Annotated in this window: 21 protein-coding genes; 9 read left to right on the top strand and 12 right to left on the bottom strand. The window is 38.1% G+C overall.

Features of this window, described 5'->3' with window-relative positions; translation table 11 throughout:
* The first annotated feature begins 15 nt into the window (after positions 1-15).
* Together ACB088_RS03435 and ACB088_RS03440 are read left to right on the top strand one after the other, a co-directional pair.
* A complete protein-coding gene (locus ACB088_RS03435; protein WP_004643460.1) occupies positions 16-399 on the top strand; it encodes a hypothetical protein in 384 nt (127 codons plus the stop codon).
* A gap of 167 nt (positions 400-566) precedes the next feature.
* Positions 567-2,027 carry an aminoacyl-histidine dipeptidase gene (locus ACB088_RS03440; RefSeq protein ID WP_375038011.1) on the top strand — a complete coding sequence of 487 codons (1,461 nt, stop codon included), beginning with the start codon at positions 567-569 and terminating at the stop codon, positions 2,025-2,027.
* Between the two features lie 34 nt (positions 2,028-2,061).
* On the opposite strand, the gene rtcA is transcribed toward ACB088_RS03440, so the two are convergent.
* The 5 genes from rtcA to ACB088_RS03465 all read right to left on the bottom strand — a co-directional run bounded on the left by rtcA (position 2,062) and on the right by ACB088_RS03465 (position 7,006).
* Entirely contained in the window at positions 2,062-3,108 is a 1,047-nt protein-coding gene (gene rtcA / locus ACB088_RS03445; RefSeq protein ID WP_375038012.1) for an RNA 3'-terminal phosphate cyclase, read from the bottom strand.
* Between the two features lie 258 nt (positions 3,109-3,366).
* Complete coding sequence (locus ACB088_RS03450; RefSeq protein WP_375038013.1) at positions 3,367-3,825, bottom strand: DIP1984 family protein; 459 nt, start codon at positions 3,823-3,825, stop codon at positions 3,367-3,369.
* Positions 3,822-4,451, bottom strand: a complete 630-nt coding sequence (locus tag ACB088_RS03455) for a DUF4145 domain-containing protein (protein ID WP_375038014.1) — start codon at positions 4,449-4,451, stop codon at positions 3,822-3,824. Before ACB088_RS03455 ends, ACB088_RS03450 begins: the two co-directional genes overlap by 4 nt.
* Positions 4,452-4,507: 56 nt before the next feature.
* Entirely contained in the window at positions 4,508-5,776 is a 1,269-nt protein-coding gene (locus ACB088_RS03460) for an RtcB family protein (RefSeq protein ID WP_375038015.1), read from the bottom strand.
* Positions 5,777-6,031: 255 nt separating this feature from the next.
* A complete protein-coding gene (locus ACB088_RS03465) occupies positions 6,032-7,006 on the bottom strand; it encodes a ribonuclease Z (protein WP_375038016.1) in 975 nt (324 codons plus the stop codon).
* Between the two features lie 67 nt (positions 7,007-7,073).
* Here ACB088_RS03465 and rtcR point away from each other — a divergent pair, with 67 nt between their 5' ends.
* Positions 7,074-8,678 carry an RNA repair transcriptional activator RtcR gene (gene rtcR / locus ACB088_RS03470; protein ID WP_375038017.1) on the top strand — a complete coding sequence of 535 codons (1,605 nt, stop codon included), beginning with the start codon at positions 7,074-7,076 and terminating at the stop codon, positions 8,676-8,678.
* Positions 8,679-8,738: 60 nt separating this feature from the next.
* On the opposite strand, the gene ACB088_RS03475 is transcribed toward rtcR, so the two are convergent.
* Positions 8,739-9,371 (bottom strand): alpha/beta hydrolase, encoded by a 633-nt coding sequence (locus ACB088_RS03475; RefSeq protein ID WP_004643457.1) that lies wholly within the window; start codon positions 9,369-9,371, stop codon positions 8,739-8,741.
* Between the two features lie 125 nt (positions 9,372-9,496).
* Here ACB088_RS03475 and yaaA point away from each other — a divergent pair, with 125 nt between their 5' ends.
* Both yaaA and ACB088_RS03485 read left to right on the top strand, forming a co-directional pair.
* A complete protein-coding gene (gene yaaA, locus ACB088_RS03480) occupies positions 9,497-10,270 on the top strand; it encodes a peroxide stress protein YaaA (protein ID WP_375038018.1) in 774 nt (257 codons plus the stop codon).
* A gap of 19 nt (positions 10,271-10,289) precedes the next feature.
* On the top strand, positions 10,290-10,919 hold the full coding sequence (locus tag ACB088_RS03485) for a metal-dependent hydrolase (protein ID WP_375038019.1): 630 nt from the start codon (positions 10,290-10,292) through the stop codon (positions 10,917-10,919).
* Between the two features lie 127 nt (positions 10,920-11,046).
* Here ACB088_RS03485 and ACB088_RS03490 read toward each other — a convergent pair whose 3' ends face one another.
* The 5 genes from ACB088_RS03490 to ACB088_RS03510 all read right to left on the bottom strand — a co-directional run bounded on the left by ACB088_RS03490 (position 11,047) and on the right by ACB088_RS03510 (position 13,778).
* Positions 11,047-11,832 (bottom strand): thiazole synthase, encoded by a 786-nt coding sequence (locus ACB088_RS03490; RefSeq protein ID WP_375038020.1) that lies wholly within the window; start codon positions 11,830-11,832, stop codon positions 11,047-11,049.
* Between the two features lie 13 nt (positions 11,833-11,845).
* Positions 11,846-12,043 (bottom strand): sulfur carrier protein ThiS, encoded by a 198-nt coding sequence (gene thiS, locus ACB088_RS03495; RefSeq protein ID WP_003650729.1) that lies wholly within the window; start codon positions 12,041-12,043, stop codon positions 11,846-11,848.
* 13 nt (positions 12,044-12,056) lie between these two features.
* Positions 12,057-12,422: a DUF423 domain-containing protein gene (locus tag ACB088_RS03500; protein WP_375038021.1), complete on the bottom strand. Its 366-nt coding sequence runs from the start codon at positions 12,420-12,422 to the stop codon at positions 12,057-12,059.
* A gap of 110 nt (positions 12,423-12,532) precedes the next feature.
* Entirely contained in the window at positions 12,533-13,399 is an 867-nt protein-coding gene (rpoH, locus tag ACB088_RS03505) for an RNA polymerase sigma factor RpoH (RefSeq protein ID WP_003650733.1), read from the bottom strand.
* A 133-nt stretch (positions 13,400-13,532) separates the two neighbouring features.
* Positions 13,533-13,778: a sulfurtransferase TusA family protein gene (locus ACB088_RS03510; RefSeq protein WP_375038022.1), complete on the bottom strand. Its 246-nt coding sequence runs from the start codon at positions 13,776-13,778 to the stop codon at positions 13,533-13,535.
* A gap of 375 nt (positions 13,779-14,153) precedes the next feature.
* Between ACB088_RS03510 and ACB088_RS03515 the strand changes: the two genes are divergently transcribed.
* Together ACB088_RS03515 and rhlB are read left to right on the top strand one after the other, a co-directional pair.
* The gene (locus tag ACB088_RS03515; RefSeq protein WP_000126912.1) at positions 14,154-14,366 is read left to right on the top strand and encodes a cold-shock protein; all 213 of its coding nucleotides are present in this window, start codon (positions 14,154-14,156) and stop codon (positions 14,364-14,366) included.
* Positions 14,367-14,468: 102 nt separating this feature from the next.
* Positions 14,469-15,620 carry an ATP-dependent RNA helicase RhlB gene (rhlB, locus tag ACB088_RS03520; RefSeq protein ID WP_375038023.1) on the top strand — a complete coding sequence of 384 codons (1,152 nt, stop codon included), beginning with the start codon at positions 14,469-14,471 and terminating at the stop codon, positions 15,618-15,620.
* Between the two features lie 38 nt (positions 15,621-15,658).
* Here rhlB and ACB088_RS03525 read toward each other — a convergent pair whose 3' ends face one another.
* Positions 15,659-16,039, bottom strand: coding sequence for a hypothetical protein (locus tag ACB088_RS03525; protein ID WP_005046134.1), 381 nt, complete (start codon positions 16,037-16,039; stop codon positions 15,659-15,661).
* Between the two features lie 209 nt (positions 16,040-16,248).
* Here ACB088_RS03525 and ACB088_RS03530 point away from each other — a divergent pair, with 209 nt between their 5' ends.
* Positions 16,249-16,824 (top strand): nitroreductase, encoded by a 576-nt coding sequence (locus ACB088_RS03530; protein ID WP_375038024.1) that lies wholly within the window; start codon positions 16,249-16,251, stop codon positions 16,822-16,824.
* Between the two features lie 34 nt (positions 16,825-16,858).
* Entirely contained in the window at positions 16,859-17,932 is a 1,074-nt protein-coding gene (locus ACB088_RS03535; RefSeq protein ID WP_375038025.1) for an NAD(P)H-dependent glycerol-3-phosphate dehydrogenase, read from the top strand.
* Positions 17,933-17,966: the final 34 nt, after the last annotated feature.

Raw genomic sequence — 17,966 nt, forward strand, 5'->3', positions numbered from 1 at the left:
GTGTTAGGACAAAGGATGAAAAAATTACAATTTATTGCCAGTTGCCCACAACATGGGGTGCTTGATCATCCACCAAATGAATGCCATATCACACAAGAATATGTAGCGGCTTTATTATTTAAACAATTGGGACATTATGGCTTTGATGCACAGCACATTGTGCATGAGCATGAAAAGGTAGAAGTGAGTATTGATAATCATCTTTTACCCTTGTCTATTACTTGTCAAAAAACAGACCATGATGGGCATTTGATGTGTGAAATCTCTGCCAATCCAGATGAAGAACAAGACTGGTTTGAGAAAATTGAAACACAAAGCATTATTCGTCAGCTCGCACAGGCAGTTGAAAATAGTTTGAAAGCCGATCAAAGCTTTTCAGCATTTGAATGGAAAAATTAAAACATATTATTCTTAAGACTTATTCAGGAAGTACGATTTTTAGAAAAGTCGTACTCTCTTTAGATTAAAGATAAAATACAAAATCTTTACTCAAATCTCTACCTATCTTTAATGCATTGTGTATATTGAAATTATTACGATATTTACATAATTAGAGTGTGGTTTTCATGACACAAGTTGATATTGCAGCGTTATCTCCTCAAGTCGTTTGGCAGCATTTTCAAACACTTTGCACTATTCCTCGTCCATCAAAACATGAACAGCAGCTTCGAGAATATTTGCAAAACTGGGCTGAAAGTCGGCATCTAGAAACTTACGTAGACGAAGTGGGTAATTTGATTATCCGCAAGAATGCGACTGTAGGTAAAGAACATGTATCTGGAGTCATTCTGCAAGGCCATTTAGACATGGTCACGCAAGCCAATACTGGCACAGTACATGACTTCTTTAAAGACCCGATTCGCCCAATACTTGAAGATGGTTGGTTGATTGCTAAAGATACTACCTTAGGTGCAGACAATGGCATTGGGGTAGCCTTAGCTTTGGCAGTTTTAGATTCAAATGATATTACTCATGGACCAATTGAAGTTCTTTTAACAGTTGATGAAGAAGCGGGCATGAGTGGTGCACGGCTTTTACAGGCAGGTGTGCTAAAAGGCAAATGGTTATTCAATATTGATACAGAAGAGTGGGGTGAGCTATATCTCGGATGTGCGGGCAGTATTGATATTGAAGTCGAGCAACCACTCACGTATGAACCAATTCCTGAAAATTTGACGGTAGTGAATATTCAGGTTGCTGGTCTTAAAGGTGGTCATTCTGGTGTAGATATTCATTTAGGACGTGGCAATGCCAACGTTATTTTAGCCCGCTTTTTAAATGAGTATTTAGCAAAGCTTGGTGGATGCCTTGTTGAGTTTAGTGGTGGTTCAGCTCGTAATGCTTTACCTCGAGAAGCAGTCGCAACCATTGCAATTTCGCCTAACCAATTACCTGAAATAGAAAAATTACTCGCTGAATATCAGGCAGAGTGGAAGCAACAGCTAGATGGTATTGATGACAATCTGCAATTAAGTATTCAATCCACTAGCGCTGACGTGACTGAAGTGATTACTCAACAACAGCAAAACGAATGGTTGCAAGCTTTAGCAACAAGCCCATACGGCGTTGCAAGTATGAGTCAGGCTCTACCAGACGTAGTTGAGACTTCAAATAATATTGGGGTTGTAAAACTAAATCGAGAGGATGGAAAAGCTGTCTTAATGGTCCGCTCAATGGTGAACCAAGAAGCTGAAGATTTTGCAAAGAAAATTCAGGCATATTTCAGTCAATTTAATATCGCTTCTACACTCACACCATTAGTTTCGGGTTGGACACCAAATCCTGATTCAGCTGCTTTAAAGTGCTTACAACAAGCCTATCAAAAGGCGTTTAACATTGAGCCAAAGCTCAAAGTAATTCACGCAGGCTTAGAGTGTGGGATTATTGCCGAGCACTATCCAGATTTACAGATGGTTTCATTTGGACCTGATATTCAAGGTGCGCATGCACCGGGTGAGCGAGTAAAAGTTGATACTGTAGATAATTGCTGGAAGTTGTTGGTGACGGCTTTGGCATCTGTAGAGTAATTTTTTAGAAATAAGAAGCTCAGTCATGAGCTTCTTAAACGTTGACCTTTACATGAAAATGATTTGTACCTAACTCGATAAATTCGATTTCACAATCAATAAATTTTTCAATCATAGCTGCTTGAGTGCGAGTGTGTTCGCTAATACATTGTGCGGTGAACTCACCACCTTGACCCAAGGCTAACGGCAATAACAACTGATCTGCTAAATACTCATCCACAGCAGCATTAGTTTCCATATATTGCTTCACTTGTTCAGCCAAATGATTGGCAATTTGTTCTGCACTTTTTCGCATTTCGCCTAAAGAGGTAAATAGCTGGGTATGATGTTTATGTTCAAGTTTGACATACACCGTATTGCCTTGGCTGATTCCATTCAGCTGAAATTGCTTTTGTGTATCCAATTTCAGTCTTTTATTTAAAGTCGCTAATTCTCGTTGTGCAATTTGTGCTTCTTCTGAAAGATTTAATACAGCTGCAAAAGCCTCAGCACATTGCAGAGCACCACGATCTAATAAACTTAGTTTGTTGCGATGTTGCCACGGCTGAACGGTAATTTGAATTTCACCCGCCCCAATTGGAAAGAAGCCTGCTTTGTTTAATTTAAAATCGACGTTAATGCCAAGTTTCGCTAGAGCAGGTAAAAAGCAGTGTTCAATAAAATCTGCTGTTGGTGCAAGCGGGTTATGTGTACCCCCTGAGATGGTGAGTTCACTAGCTTCATTTTGTAATAACAAAACAGGTAGAAGCGTTTGTAAAACCAGTGTTGTACTACCTGCGGAACCGATTTGAAATTGATATTTCCCACTTTGAACATGTTGAGGTACGAAATACAACCGTTGGCTATGTAATTCAGCACCTTCAACATAAGCTTGGCTAATTTGTTGAGATGCCTGTACACAAACTAAATGTTGGCGCATTAAACCTGGTTTTTTACGACCTGCACGTATATTAATTAATTCAAAAGGCTGACCTGTAATCATTGAAAGGGCAAGGGCAGTTCTTAAAATCTGTCCACCGCCTTCACCTTGTGAACCATCAATTTGAATGGTTGTTGGCATATTTGCCAAAACTGTATTCACTTCTATTTTCCTTATTTTTTAATTTAATGAACATACTGTCAGTACATGGTAATGCGAAGTAACGCGTGACTTTGCTTTCGACAAAGGTTTGCTAGGTGCATAGTGCTGAGCCTGATAAGTGAATATCGATGCACGGCTCACATGCTGCCATAGCCGCCTGAATTATTTTCAATCCCTCAGATCGGAGTAACGCAGGATCTTGTACTCGCCCAGTATGCCCAAACTTTGATTGTGAACTAAATTCACAAAATTTGTTGTTTACTCAACTAAATCGATCTGCCAATTGGCAGCCTGAATTTTGATGTTTAAGTCACGGAGTTTCGCACTGATATCATCAGCCTGCTTTTGTAAGCTAGAAACAGGAATGACTTTCTTCCACTTAATTTCACGTGAGCTATAACGATCAGGTTCTCGATGCGTATTGGTAATCGCATCTATTAAAATCTTATGCTGTTCAGCATAACTATCACGTAAGCTTAATAGGGACAACAATACTTTGCCATCTTCCAGTTTTGCTTGCGCATTGGTCAAATGAATACGACAAATCAATTGATTGCTTTCCTGAGTTAAAGCAAATACCTGTTTGATGAGTTCATTTGGATCTTCACTAGGTTCATCACCGTCTTGTACCAATACATTGGCATTGATTCGTTGTTTTAACGAAGCGAGCTTTTTTTGTTGATCGCTTCGCAGTAAAAGTGCTTCTGCGAGTTTCATTTTTTATCTCTCTTTTCGATGGCTACACGTGCACTTTCGGGCAATAAATTATAAAGCTCATCAACTTCTTTAGGTTTGGTGATCATTTCTTCAATAATGAAGTTAATCATTTTAAAAAGTACTTCAGCAATTTCGGGAGTGTCATCAATGTTTATTTCACCAGGATGGACAGCATTGTTTCCAATTACTCGACAATAATCTAAGGCTTGCTGAATTTTTATTGGCAAACCTTTAGAAACTAAAGATTTAATATCTTCATTGATATTATTACCTTTCTCACCGAGTTCAGACATAAGTTGTTGAATTGCTAATCGTAGTAAAGCAGTTGCACCACGTGGAGATTTATAAAAAATTGATAATGCTTCATCAAAATAACTTTTGATGTTATTTGGTAAGTCAGAATGAGGAATAACAATCGGTTGTTGTTCTGGAAAAATCATTTTTTCATTTTTCCAAATTGAAATATTTTGGCATTTAACACATTTGCAACAATCTGTATCTTCAAGGTCGAAATAGTACCCCGATCCTGTAAATTTAGTTAGATACCACCGTTGTTCTGTATATACATTACAAAATACGCAATGAAATTCTGATTCTTTAAATTTCGCAGGAAAATAACTGTTCATAAATTAGTCCTTTATAGTTAATATACTAAGTGTATAAGAAAGTAGTAGTTTATTAATCACCCTTTAACACATACCACTTGTCTTAATGTATAAACTACTTCAACCAAATCGCTTTGAGCTTTCATTACATCTTCAATAGGCTTATATGCAGAAGGAATTTCATCAATAACTGCTGCATCTTTACGGCATTCCACACCTGCAGTTTGTGCAATCTGATCTTCCACAGTAAAACGTCGTTTTGCTTCAGTACGACTCATAACACGGCCTGCGCCATGCGAACATGAGCAGAAAGATTCCTGATTTCCAAGTCCACGTACAATAAAGGACTTTGCACCCATTGAGCCTGGAATAATTCCGTATTCACCTAGACGCGCACGTACTGCACCTTTACGGGTGACCATTACTTCTTCACCGTAGTGTTCTTCCTTTTCTACATAGTTATGGTGACAGTTCACTGCTTCCAAACGTGCCTGAAAAGGCTTTGGTACAATCGTAGCCAAGGCTTTAATTGCAGATTGCATCATGATTTCTCGGTTCTTCATCGCAAAGCGTTGAGCCCAACCTACAGCAAACCAGTAATCATCGAAATGTTCAGTGCCTTCGACTAGGTATGCTAAATCTTTATTTGGTAAGTTAATGAAATGTTTCTGCATATCTTTACGTGCAAGCTCAATAAAATGATTACCGATAGCATTTCCTACACCACGAGATCCTGAGTGCAACATAATCCACACATGATCATGCTCATCTAAACAGATTTCGACAAAGTGGTTTCCTGTACCTAAAGTTCCCAAATGCTTGCGGTTATTGGTGTTTTTTAAACGTGGATGTTTGGCACAAATGTATTCAAAATCTGCAACCAAATCGGCCCAAGCTTGATCTACCATTTCTGGTGGAGTTTCCCATGAACCACGATCTCGCCCGCGTTTAGTCATTCCATGTGGGATCAAACGTTCTAGTTCAGTACGTAGAGCATGTAAGTTATCTGGTAAATCTGAAGCAGTTAAGCTTGTACGGGTTGCCATCATTCCACAACCAATATCTACACCCACAGCAGCAGGAATAATTGCCCCTTTGGTTGGAATCACACTACCAATAGTTGCTCCTAAACCGAAGTGTACATCTGGCATCACAGCCATCCATTTATAAATAAAAGGCATTTGAGCAGTTTGCAATAATTGTTGTTTTGAGTTGTCATCAACAAGCACGCCTTTAGTCCACATTTTGACTGGCATAGTTTTTTCATTTTGCAGAACTTGGTAAGCACGTTCTTGCTGCTTTTGTTCAAATTGAGCTTGTTGGTTAATTTCTTCAATGACAGACATTTTCTTTTCCTTTCAAAGCCTGCCTGCCAAGCGTTTGCAGGCAGGTGTTATTCACAATATCCCAATGATGTTGTGTGCTTCATACTATTGCACTGAGTGTGCCAACTTTTTTAAAAAGTATTTAATTAAAATATAAGTTATTGAAAATAATATATAAAAATAATTAATTTCTCTGTGTAATTAATTTTTATTGGAGATTTTAATGTTTAATATATATCTAAAAATATATTTAAATATCTTTTTGGATATATGTTTTTAATGGGCTTTACGGTTTTTATCGACTTTTAAAAGCTGTCCAGCTTCGTTTAAAGTAAAATCATCAAAATCATTTGCTAAATAAAAATGACCTTTATAAAACTGGCGAACTTCTTCAATAATGGCTTGCTGTCCAGTTCTATCCTGATGTCTAGGGCTAAAGTGCGTCAGAATTAAATTACCCAGAGATTGCTGTTCTGCAAATTCAGCCACCATTTTTGCTGAACTATGCATTGGACCTTTGCCCACCTTATCTAAAACTGTTTGCAAGTAAGTTGATTCGTGAATAAGTAGTTGAGCATCTTTGCAAGCGTCTGCTAACAGTTCAGGTTGGTCATTATCTCCACCTATAACTGCATGAATTTGCTGGTTTTGAACTTTGATAAAGTCTTGAGCTTTTAGAGTTTGTCCCTCAAATTCAACATCATAGCCTCGTTTTAAATGGCCCCACATATCGCCTTGAGGTACGCCAAGCTGAGTTAGAGCTTGGATATCTAATTTCTTGTGAATAGATTTGATATAAATGCTAAAAGCAAAACTTGGAACACGATGGCTTAGTGGATGTGCTTGAACGATGAATTCATCGGTGATCTGCTGTGGCTGTGTCGCTTCATTCACATCAATAAATTGGAGTGAATAGGGCAAATATAAATCTGTAAGTTGGGCGGTGATTTCAAACCATTGCTGAATTTCTTTTGGTGCAATCACGATTAATGGTTTGCTGCGGGCATTCATGCCTGCACTTGCCAATAAACCAACTAGACCATAACAATGATCACCGTGAACATGTGTAATACAAATGGCAACTAGGTTTTGTAAGGAAAGTTTGGCTTGTTGAATGCGGTGCTGCGTACCTTCTCCTGCATCAATTAAAATCCAGTCCTTATTTTTGCTGTTACGAACCGCTAATCCTGAAACATTACGTGTCAGGGTGGGTACACCTGAAGATGTGCCTAAAAAAGTAAAATGAAGCATATTCTTGGAATTTTTTGGTCAAATGCGTATTGTATATTATAGACACTTATAAAATTTTATAGAAATTATGGCGGATGCAAAGAAAACAGTCGTTATTGGCTTTGTCGGTTCTACGCTTGATCAGGGGAGAAGGCCAGATCGATGGCAACGTTGGCGTCCTACAATTAGTCTGTTAATGCATGAAGATTTACTTGTAGATGAATTGGTGTTGTTACATGATCGGCAACATCATAATTTAGTTAAATCTATAGCAGCAGACGCGAAAGAAATTTCTCCACAAACACAGATTTCTGGGCATAAGGTCAGTATTAAAGATCCTTGGGATTTTGCAGAGGTGTATGGGGCACTTTATGATTTTGTAAAAACATATCCGTTTGATGTCGAAAAAAATAACTATTTATTGCATATCACTACGGGAACACATGTTGCTCAAATTTGTTGGTATTTATTGGTCGATGCACATTATTTGCCAGCTCAACTTATTCAGAGCTCTCCTAATCAACAAAAGACACCAGAAGGTGAATATAGGATTATTGATCTGGATTTATCTCGATACGATGTTTTAAAACAGCGATTCGATGATGAACAAAAGCAAAATTGGCAACAACTTAAAGAAAATATTTCTACTCATAATAAAGCGTTTAATCAGCTTATTGAGGAAGTTGAATTAGTTGCAACCCGCTCTAGTGCACCTATTTTAATTATGGGTGCAACAGGTGTTGGTAAGTCTCATTTGGCAAAACAGATTTTTCAGTTAAAGAAAGATAAATTTCAATTAAGCGGTCGTTTTATTGATGTTAACTGTGCGACCTTACGCGGTGATAGTGCCATGTCCACTTTATTTGGTCATATAAAAGGTGCATTCACAGGAGCAGCTGCTTCTCGTGCTGGTCTACTAAAAAGTGCTGACCAAGGCATTTTGTTTTTAGATGAAATTGGTGAGTTGGGGCCTGATGAACAAGCAATGCTTCTTAAAGCACTTGAAGACAAAAGTTTCTTTCCAGTTGGAAGTGATAAGGAAATTCAGGCAGATTTTCAGCTGATTGCGGGTACTAACCGTGATTTACGTAATGAAGTTCAGGCAGGTCGTTTTCGTGAGGATTTATGGGCCCGTTTGAATACATGGACGTTCTTTTTACCAAATTTAAAAGACCGTATAGAAGATATTGCCCCCAATATTGATTTTGAGCTACAGCGTTTTGCTGCAATTCATCAAAGACAATTACGTTTTCAACGTGATGCTTTAGAAATGTATTTAAAGTTTGCTAAATCAGCAGATGCATCATGGCAAGGAAATTTTAGAGATTTAGCAGCGAGCGTGACTCGTTTGGCAACTTTATCGCAAGGTGAGTTAATTCGTCGTGAAACTGTAGAAAAAGAAATTCAACGGTTAAAGCAACTTTGGCTTATTCAGACCACATCTTGCAATGATGAAAATAGAGACGCAGACATTCTATTGAACTATTTAAGTTCTGAACAACTAGAGCAAATAGATGAGTTTGACCAGATTCAATTACGTGGGGTGCTTAAAGTTTGTGAAAATTCAAAATCAATGGCAGAGGTAGGAAGACAACTCTTTTCGGTGTCTCGTCAACAACGTAATACAACAAATGATAGTGATCGAGTGAAAAAATATTTGGCCCGTTTTGGATTAAGTTGGAATAATTTTTAGTAGTTATAGGTCTTATGAAATGATGGACATAGACTCAATCTATGTCCATCAAACTACTGCTTATTTCATAATAATAAAGCGTGTAATGATTTGGCGAAGCTGTTTTAAATAGCCTGTAAAGAAGTGGTTAGCACCCGGTAAAATCGTAATTGGGTGCTTTTGAGGTTTTGCCCATGCAATCGCATCTGAAAGCAAGGTAATGTCATCTTGCTCACCATGAATGAGTAGAATATCACCTTGAATTTCAGGAGTTTTATAGTGGCGCAAACCCACTACGGTAGCCGTTGGTAAACCACACAAAATTAACTGTACAGGTCGTAATTCAGGATTAAGCTGTGCAAAGCATTTTGCCAGAACATGTGAACCGAAACTAAAGCCACCTGCATAAAATGGCAGACCTTCATGAAGCTTACGAACATGTTCAATTACGGCTAAAATATCTTCGGTTTCGCCATGACCTTCATCATGAATACCTTCACTGCCGCCTAAGCCACGGAAACTAGGGCGATAAACAATACAGCCATATTCATTAAAGATTTGGGTTAAAAGGGCAGGGACTTTATGTTGAGGGGTTCCACCTTGCAATGGATGCGGGTGGCAAACAACCGCAAAGCCTTTGATTTCACCTTCAGGGCGGTCAACGAAAAGTTCAATTTTACCTACTGGACCCTGGATGAAAGTTTGCTCAGACATATAAGAACCGCTAAATAACAATACGTGATGCTATTTTACCGATAGTCGTCATTGAAAACACGAGTTAGCATTAAAAAATATCTACTGTTATAGTTGGCATTAATAATAATTTTTTCAGGTTGTCTATGCTTGCTTTAATTTCTCCTGCAAAAACTTTGGATTATGAAACAGCGTTACCTACAGATGAGTTTACTCAGCCTCGCTTGTTAGAACACTCAGTGCAATTAATAGATGTTTGCCGAAAACTTTCTGCTTCCGAAATTGCCAATTTAATGAGTGTCAGTGAAAAAATTGCCACACTAAATGCAGACCGATTTAGAGATTGGAAGCCTGAATTTGATTTTTCAAATGCTCGTCAGGCGATTTATGCGTTTAAAGGTGATGTGTATACAGGTTTAGATGCCTATCATTTAAAAGGCAAAGATATTGATTTTGCACAGCAGCATTTACGTATGCTATCTGGCTTATATGGTTTATTACGTCCTTTAGATTTAATAATGCCTTATCGTCTTGAGATGGGCACTAAATTAAAAAATTTACGTGGTCATAATTTGTATGAGTTCTGGGGTGAAATTATCACGAACCAGATTAATGAAGACTTGGTGGCAATTAAATCTGAGCTACTTGTAAATCTAGCTTCAGATGAGTATTACAAATCGGTTAACGAAAAGAAAATTAAGGCTGAAATTGTGAAGCCTGTTTTTCTTGACCAGAAAAATGGCAAATATAAAGTCATTAGTTTCTATGCGAAAAAAGCACGCGGTTTAATGGCTCATTTTATGATTGAAAACCAATTAAATAAAGCTGAAGATATTAAAGCGTTCAACACCGATGGATACTACTTTGATGCTGAAAACTCATCAGCAAAAGAGCTAGTATTTAAACGCGATGAGCAATAATCCTGAGCGTGGTTAATATATGATGATGCAGCTTTACTTATTAAAACTGGAACATGTTTGGTTTGAGCTGCATCAGCATTATCATTTTTCTGAGCCACAAAAAATCTTAAATATACTCACCGCTGCTTATAGTGAAAAGCAACGGGCCTATCATACTGTTCAACATTTATATGAATGTTTGAGTTTGCTTGAGGCGATTCGTTCTCAATTAAATGATCCGTATGCTGTTGCGTTAGCTCTCTGGTTCCACGATGCGATCTATAACCCACAAGCTAAAGATAATGAGTTTAAAAGTGCTGAACTCTTTGAGAAATGTATGGCTCAAGATTTACCAGTAAATACCGTTCAGAAAATAAAGCAGTGGATTCTTGCCACGCAAAAACATATATCGACTAATGAGTTAGATTTACAATTTTTATTGGATATTGATTTAGCTATTTTGGCAGCAACTCCAGAACGTTTTATGCAATATGAACAGCAAATTCAGCAGGAATATGCTTGGGTCGATCCAGAAGTATATTCAATTAAAAGAAAGGAAGTTCTAGCGCATTTTTATCAGTCAGACCCACTTTATCAGACGACTTATTTTCAACAGAATTTTGAGTTAAGAGCAAAGCAAAATTTACAGAGGACATTAGGCATAGCCTAAGTAAATATAAGAATTTAGATCTGTTGATTTGAATAAAGCGATATAGATTTTAAAACTTTTAGAAAATTAAAAATGGTTATATGAGGGGGAGGAACCACTGAAAAATCAGTGATTCCTTAGAAATAAATTATTTAAAGAAATAACCTGTTTCTGGTGAGCTCGCATTTGCCATACGTTTACGTGGCATGCGACCTGCTAAAAATGCTTCACGCCCAGCTTCAACAGCTTTTTTCATTGCAGAAGCCATCAAAATAGGATTTTGAGCAGCCGCAATAGCAGTATTCATCAATACACCATCACAACCAAGTTCCATTGCAATTGCGGCATCACTTGCTGTACCAACGCCTGCATCTACCAAAACTGGCACTTTTGCATTTTCTTTAATAATTGAAATAGTGTGCGGATTTAAAATTCCTAAACCTGAACCAATGAGACTGCCTAAAGGCATAATTGCAACACAACCCATACTTTCAAGTTCTTGAGCGATGATTGGATCATCAGAGGTGTAAACCATAATCTCAAAACCGTCATCAATCAAAGTACGAGCCGCTTTTAAAGTTTCGGTTACATTTGGATATAATGTCTTTTCATCACCCAAAACTTCAAGTTTTACCAAGTTGTGACCGTCTAGAAGTTCACGCGCTAACATGCAAGTACGTACTGCGCTATCAGCATCAAAACAACCTGCGGTATTTGGTAAAATTGTATACTTTTCTGGCTGAATGACAGAGAGTAAATTTGGCTGATCTGGATGCTGTCCAATATTCACACGGCGGATTGCAACAGTAACGATTTCTGCACCACTCGCTTGAATGGCTAAATCTGTTTCATTTAAGTCTTTATATTTGCCAGTTCCTACCAATAAACGAGATTGAAAAGAACGTGAACCAATAATGAGAGGGGTGTCTTGCATGGATAACTCCGACTTAGCCGCCGCCAACAGCGTGAATAATTTCGATACGGTCATGTTGAGCGATAGAAATCTGCTCTAATTTGCTTTTTGGAATAATTTGCTGGTTGTATTCGACCGCAAATCTTTTTCCTTCAAGTGCCAAAGCCTGAATGAGCTGCATTAGGTTTTGACAAGGCGTGTCCGTTAATTCGCCATTTAAATAAATTTGCATGATCACATTCCAATTATCTTGCGTATTTGAGGGCATTCCAAGCCAAAACGAGCCATCCAGCTATCATAAATGCTCCACCAATTGGGGTAATTGCCCCTAAAATTCTCGGTAATCCAAGCGCCATGATATAGAGTGAACCACAGAAGAATAAAATACCAATCTGAATCAATATGAATGGCAATTTAATGGGGAACGTAAGGATAGCTTTGCTTAAAATACCAAGTGCTAAGAGACCTAAAGCATGGTAGAAAAAGTAGTCGGTTGCAGTATGCCACCAAACAAGTTGCTCAGGACTCGCATGAGCTTTAAGACCATGTGCTCCAAAAGCACCCAACATGACTGCAAAGGCAAGATTAAGGGCTGAAATGGCAATCCACATAACAAAAAACGCAAATGAATAATGAAGGGCAACGTTATCATAGATTGGGTTGGCTAAACATAGCCAGATAAAACAAAAGGGCTAATCGCCCTTTTATTTTTAAATTTATTTTAGCTTGCAGACATGGCAATTTTAATTTTTTCCATTGCATTCTTTTCAAGCTGGCGAATACGTTCTGCTGATACATTATATTCGGCCGCTAACTCGTGGAGAGTAGATTTGTCATCATCTAACCAACGACGTTGTAAAATATTACGCGAACGGTCATCTAACTGATCCATTGCATTATGTAGGGCAGATGTACTTTGCTCTTCCCAGTCCTCATTTTCGACTAAACGGGCTGGATCATAGCGATTATCTTCAAGATACAATGCCGGTGCAGTATGTGGGGTGTCATCGTCGTCGTCACCTTGAGCTTCGAAAGCAGCATCATAAGCGGTTAAACGACCTTCCATCTCCAGAACTTGTTCTGCAGTTACATTTAAGTCATTCGCAATCGATTGAGCTTCTTCGAGCGTTAATTTTTTACTCGATTTTTTTAAACTACGTAAATTGAAAAATAATTTACGCTGTGCTTTGGTCGTTGCAATTTTGACAATACGCCAGTTACGGATAACGTATTCGTGAATTTCTGCCTTAATCCAGTGGACGGCAAAAGATACAAGACGCACGCCCATATTTGGGTCGAAACGCTTCACGGCTTTCATTAAGCCTAAATTACCTTCTTGAATAAGGTCGCCTTGTGGTAGGCCATAACCTGCATAGCTGCGCGCAATGTGAACGACGAAACGTAAATGCGACATTACCAGCATTTTTGCGGCATCAAGATCTTGGTCATAATAATAACGTTCAGCAAGTTCTTTTTCTTGCTCGGCCGTTAAAATAGGAATCTGATTGACAGTACTGATATATGCACCAAGGTTTACACCGGGCGCAGACAATGACAGGGGCATCAATTGATTGCTGCTGTCACTCATGATTTCTCCTTATAGGATCGGATGGGATAACCAATAAATTCATCTTAGTTTGAATCAGCTTCATAATTAAGGAAAATTGGGTAGAGAAATGTAAAATTTTATGCAATTTCTAATCTTTTAGTTTATCAAAGAATTATTGAGTTTCAATTAAATAGTGAAATTCTCTTTCGGATATATGTGTGGTTTGACACACAAAATGATGTAAACCACAGTAACGAGTTACATCTATTTCACTATGGGGGTCAGAAGATTTTAATAAAAATAGCTGTTTACCCGATACTTTTTTGAGTTCGCGTTTTAGCATTAATAAAGGCATCGGACAAGGTTGGCCCAAGGCATTAATTTCAATAAGTGCTGTAGTAGAAGAAGTGTTGGTCATTCATCATCAAAACAACTAAAAAGATTATTCTAACAAATTTTTTTATAAACGCTGCACATTTTATAAAAGAAGAAACAAGCAATTACCTATAAAAAATATTGTAATAAGCTGTTTAAAAAAAGGACTAAAAATACGGGGAATAATTGAAAAAAATTCTATTAATTGTCATAAACCCGTGGTAAGCTCGAACCGTTTTAGGATTTACCGCACACTTAAATTGGTTTAAAAATCCTATAACAAATGGATGTAACCGGAAATTGTTGATAGTTTCACAGAATGATTACAAGCTTTAAGATTATAAATATTTTAAAAACTTGTTTGCTCTGCTGTTTGCAACACCGGAAGGTCCTTTTTTCAACATCTGAGGATTGACTTATGACAGCTCGCGAACAAGGCGTAGTAAAGTGGTTTAACGACACTAAAGGTTTTGGCTTTATTCAACGTAACGGCGGTGACGACGTATTCGTTCATTTCCGCGCAATCGTTGGTGACGGTCACCGTTCTTTACGTGACGGCCAACGCGTAGAATTTAGTGTAGTACAAGGTCAAAAAGGTTTTCAAGCTGAGAACGTTCAGCCTTTAGACTAATTCATCTTTTGATGAATCACGGACGCTCCAATTTTTGAATTGGGGCGTTTTTGTTTATAATGATCTTCTCATTAGAGAGATTGTTTGTTAGAGCACGTATTTATGACATCTGGTTTTGAAACCTTGAATTTACATCCGCAACTTAAAAAGGCGATTGATGCTTTAGGGTTTAAGCAAATGACCCCGATTCAGCAAAAGGTTTTAAAATATACGTTGGGCGGGCATGATGCAATTGGTAGAGCACAAACAGGAACAGGTAAAACTGCTGCTTTCCTTATTAGTGTAATTAATGACTTGTTACATAACCCGATTCAAGAGCAGCGCTTTCGTGGTGAGCCACGTGCCTTGATTTTGGCACCTACTCGTGAATTGGCATTGCAAATTGAAAGCGATGCGAAGTTACTCACAAAATTTTCAAATTTACACGTCGTGACATTGTTAGGTGGTGTAGATTTTGATAAGCAAAAGAAACAGCTAGATGCTAATTTTGTCGATATCATGGTTGCCACGCCTGGGCGTCTAATTGATTTTGTAGAACAAAAAGAAGTTTGGCTCGATCAAATTGAATTCCTAGTCATTGATGAAGCTGACCGCTTATTGGACATGGGTTTTATTCCTTCTGTAAAACGTATCGTGCGTTATTCCCCGCGTAAGGAAGAGCGTCAAACCCTCATGTTCTCGGCTACTTTTAGTTATGACGTGCTTAATTTGGCGAGACAATGGTTGTTTGAACCAATCACTGTTGAAATTGAGCCTGAGCAAAAAACCAATAACGATGTCGAGCAACGTGTTTATGTAGTAGCTAAACAAGATAAATATCGTTTGCTACAAGATATTTTGCGTGAAGAGCCTATCGATAAAGTCATGATTTTTGCTAATCGACGTGATCAAGTACGCCGTCTTTATGACCATTTAAAGAGAGATGGATATCGGGTCGGGATGCTTTCAGGTGAAATTGCTCAAGATAAACGTTTAAAAATGTTAGACCAGTTTAAGCAGGGTAAAAATAACATCATGATCGCAACTGATGTTGCTGGCCGTGGTATTCATGTTGATGGCGTATCTCATGTGGTTAACTATACCTTACCTGAGCAGTCCGACGACTATGTGCACCGTATTGGTCGTACAGGCCGTGCTGGGTCACAAGGTGTAAGTATTAGTTTTCTTTCAGAAGATGATGCTTTTTACTTGCCGGAAATTGAAAAAGCAATTGGTAAGAAATTGCCATTAACCCGTATAGAGGGTTATTGCTAATAAAAAAATCCCAATCATTTGATTGGGATTTTTTTTGATTAATTAATTTTGCAATAGAAAGTAAGTGTTGTTTGATAATCATCATCTTTTGCTAGAGATGCATTTTTACCAGTTAATGTGCCAATCACACCAGCTGCTGCTTCAACCATTTGGCCTGTTTTCTCGCTCACTACATCTTTTAATACACCGTTGTATGTTGTTTTTTCATCTACAACAACGGGCGTAGTATTTTTTGAACAAGTTTTTTGAGCGGCAGTAATCGCATTATTTTTTGCAATTAGATTTGTTTTACCAATGCCTGTGACTTCAAATTGATTATTTTCTTTTTGAACTGCCAAGGTGTTTTTAGGGGTAGTGGCACAAGCTCCTAGTAATAAAACAACACTACTCAACGCACTCGCTAAAATTATTTTTTTCATGTTTCACCTAATATCGTTAATCGTCAAAAGATCTCACTATTTGAACACAAGTTTTCTCATTGACTTTGAAGACGTTGTATTAGTTTTGATGTTTTGTCTTAAAAAAATGTCAAAGCATGAGCTCGTTGTTTTTATGTTCTAGATACAATGGTGGATTATCTGTAGATTATGCTAATCTATTTTGAATTTTTTGAGTTAGATCAATATTAATGACGGATTCAGCAACACAGATAATTCATCAGAATATTCACCAACGTCAATCTATTGGTCAATTGATTGAGCCTGCACCAAATGCAGATCAATTAGAGTTGGCCTTTCAAGCTGCTTTAACTGCTCCTGACCATCATAGGCTTAAACCAACACGTTTTGTTGTTATCGAGGCTGAACAACGTGCTGCATTTGGTGAGGTTTTAGCAAAAGCACTGGCTGATTTGGGTGAAACTGACTCAGCGCAACTTGAACGAGTTAAGCAACATCCTTTCCGCGCGCCTTTACTCATTTTAGCGCTTACGCAATTGCAAGACCATCCTAAGGTTCCGCATTTTGAACAGATTTTAAGTACAGGGGCTGCCGTGCAGAACCTTTTATTGTCTTTACAAGTTCAAGGCTTTTCCACCATGTGGCGTAGTGGCGCGGTTGTTGAATCAAATTGGTTAAAGCAGCATTTAGGATTGCAACCACATGATTTAATTTCAGGTATTATTTATGTGGGCAAAGCAGCTAAAGCGATTGCACCGCGTGCAGAGATTGAAAGTAAAGAATTTGTAAAGGTTTGGCAGGCTTAACGAGCCTCAAAAGTAAGAAATAGGATAATAAAGCATGGCTGAATTTAAGTTTACAGATTTAGTGGAACCTGTTGCGGTTGATAAAAAAACAGCATTACGTATTACTGTGTTAGGTGGAGGTAGCTTTGGTACGGCGATGGCCAATTTAGCTGCACGTAATGGTTGCGACACCATGATCTGGATTCGTGATGCCGAAACAGCAGAAGAAATCAATAAAACCCATATTAATAAACGTTATTTGCCAGACTTTGTTTTAGAGTCATCATTACGTGCTGTGTCTGACCTTGAACAAGCCGTGTGTGATCGAGATATTATTTTGGTGGCAATTCCTAGTCACTCATTTCGTGATGTATTAAAACGAATTGCTCCTTATATTACGGCACAAGCGGTTGTCTCTCTAACGAAGGGCGTCGAGGCTAAAACTTTTAGCTTCATGAGCGATATTATTCGTGAAGAATTACCAGAAGTTCCTTATGGGGTATTATCTGGACCAAATCTCGCTAAAGAGATTATGGCAGGTATGCCATCTGGTACTGTTATTGCCAGTGATTCTGAATTAGTTCGTTATGCTGTGCAGCATGCTCTTCATAGCGCTTTATTCCGAGTTTTTGGTAGTGATGATGTGCATGGTGTTGAACTAGGGGGCGCACTTAAAAATATTTATGCAGTTGCAATGGGAATTGGTGCTGCTTACAAGATTGGTGAAAACACCAAGAGTATGATTTTAACGCGTGCCTTGGCCGAAATGAGCCGTTTTGCAGTCAAACAAGGGGCAAATCCGCTAACGTTCTTAGGTTTATCTGGCGTTGGTGATTTATTTGCAACCTGTAATAGTCCTTTAAGCCGTAATTATCAGATTGGTTATGCTTTGGGTTCAGGTAAAACACTTGACCAAGCGAGTAAAGAGCTGGGGCAGACCGCAGAAGGAATTAATACGATTGTTCAAGTGCGTGGTAAAGCAGAAGAACTAGACGTATATATGCCTATTACCAATGCCTTATATGAGGTTATTTTCGAGGGTGCGCCACCTTTAAATATTGCCTTATCTCTTATGAAAAATGGACACCGTAGTGATGTTGAGTTTGTTTTACCTCATCATGAAGTCTGAAGAAGAAATGTCATAAATTACGGTTATAATGCAA

Source organism: Acinetobacter sp. RW6 (assembly GCF_041956835.1).
GTDB lineage: Bacteria > Pseudomonadota > Gammaproteobacteria > Pseudomonadales > Moraxellaceae > Acinetobacter > Acinetobacter calcoaceticus.

Excerpts from the sequence above, each read along its gene's own strand:
- ACB088_RS03435 (WP_004643460.1), top strand. The coding sequence starts at position 16 with ATGAAAAAATTACAATTTATTGCCAGTTGCCCACAACATGGGGTGCTT.
- ACB088_RS03440 (WP_375038011.1), top strand. The coding sequence starts at position 567 with ATGACACAAGTTGATATTGCAGCGTTATCTCCTCAAGTCGTTTGGCAG.
- ACB088_RS03450 (WP_375038013.1), bottom strand. The coding sequence starts at position 3,825 with ATGAAACTCGCAGAAGCACTTTTACTGCGAAGCGATCAACAAAAAAAG.
- ACB088_RS03455 (WP_375038014.1), bottom strand. The coding sequence starts at position 4,451 with ATGAACAGTTATTTTCCTGCGAAATTTAAAGAATCAGAATTTCATTGC.
- ACB088_RS03460 (WP_375038015.1), bottom strand. The coding sequence starts at position 5,776 with ATGTCTGTCATTGAAGAAATTAACCAACAAGCTCAATTTGAACAAAAG.
- ACB088_RS03465 (WP_375038016.1), bottom strand. The coding sequence starts at position 7,006 with ATGCTTCATTTTACTTTTTTAGGCACATCTTCAGGTGTACCCACCCTG.
- rtcR (WP_375038017.1), top strand. The coding sequence starts at position 7,074 with ATGGCGGATGCAAAGAAAACAGTCGTTATTGGCTTTGTCGGTTCTACG.
- ACB088_RS03475 (WP_004643457.1), bottom strand. The coding sequence starts at position 9,371 with ATGTCTGAGCAAACTTTCATCCAGGGTCCAGTAGGTAAAATTGAACTT.
- yaaA (WP_375038018.1), top strand. The coding sequence starts at position 9,497 with ATGCTTGCTTTAATTTCTCCTGCAAAAACTTTGGATTATGAAACAGCG.
- ACB088_RS03485 (WP_375038019.1), top strand. The coding sequence starts at position 10,290 with ATGATGATGCAGCTTTACTTATTAAAACTGGAACATGTTTGGTTTGAG.
- ACB088_RS03490 (WP_375038020.1), bottom strand. The coding sequence starts at position 11,832 with ATGCAAGACACCCCTCTCATTATTGGTTCACGTTCTTTTCAATCTCGT.
- thiS (WP_003650729.1), bottom strand. The coding sequence starts at position 12,043 with ATGCAAATTTATTTAAATGGCGAATTAACGGACACGCCTTGTCAAAAC.
- ACB088_RS03500 (WP_375038021.1), bottom strand. The coding sequence starts at position 12,422 with ATGTGGATTGCCATTTCAGCCCTTAATCTTGCCTTTGCAGTCATGTTG.
- rpoH (WP_003650733.1), bottom strand. The coding sequence starts at position 13,399 with ATGAGTGACAGCAGCAATCAATTGATGCCCCTGTCATTGTCTGCGCCC.
- ACB088_RS03510 (WP_375038022.1), bottom strand. The coding sequence starts at position 13,778 with ATGACCAACACTTCTTCTACTACAGCACTTATTGAAATTAATGCCTTG.
- ACB088_RS03515 (WP_000126912.1), top strand. The coding sequence starts at position 14,154 with ATGACAGCTCGCGAACAAGGCGTAGTAAAGTGGTTTAACGACACTAAA.
- rhlB (WP_375038023.1), top strand. The coding sequence starts at position 14,469 with ATGACATCTGGTTTTGAAACCTTGAATTTACATCCGCAACTTAAAAAG.
- ACB088_RS03525 (WP_005046134.1), bottom strand. The coding sequence starts at position 16,039 with ATGAAAAAAATAATTTTAGCGAGTGCGTTGAGTAGTGTTGTTTTATTA.
- ACB088_RS03530 (WP_375038024.1), top strand. The coding sequence starts at position 16,249 with ATGACGGATTCAGCAACACAGATAATTCATCAGAATATTCACCAACGT.
- ACB088_RS03535 (WP_375038025.1), top strand. The coding sequence starts at position 16,859 with ATGGCTGAATTTAAGTTTACAGATTTAGTGGAACCTGTTGCGGTTGAT.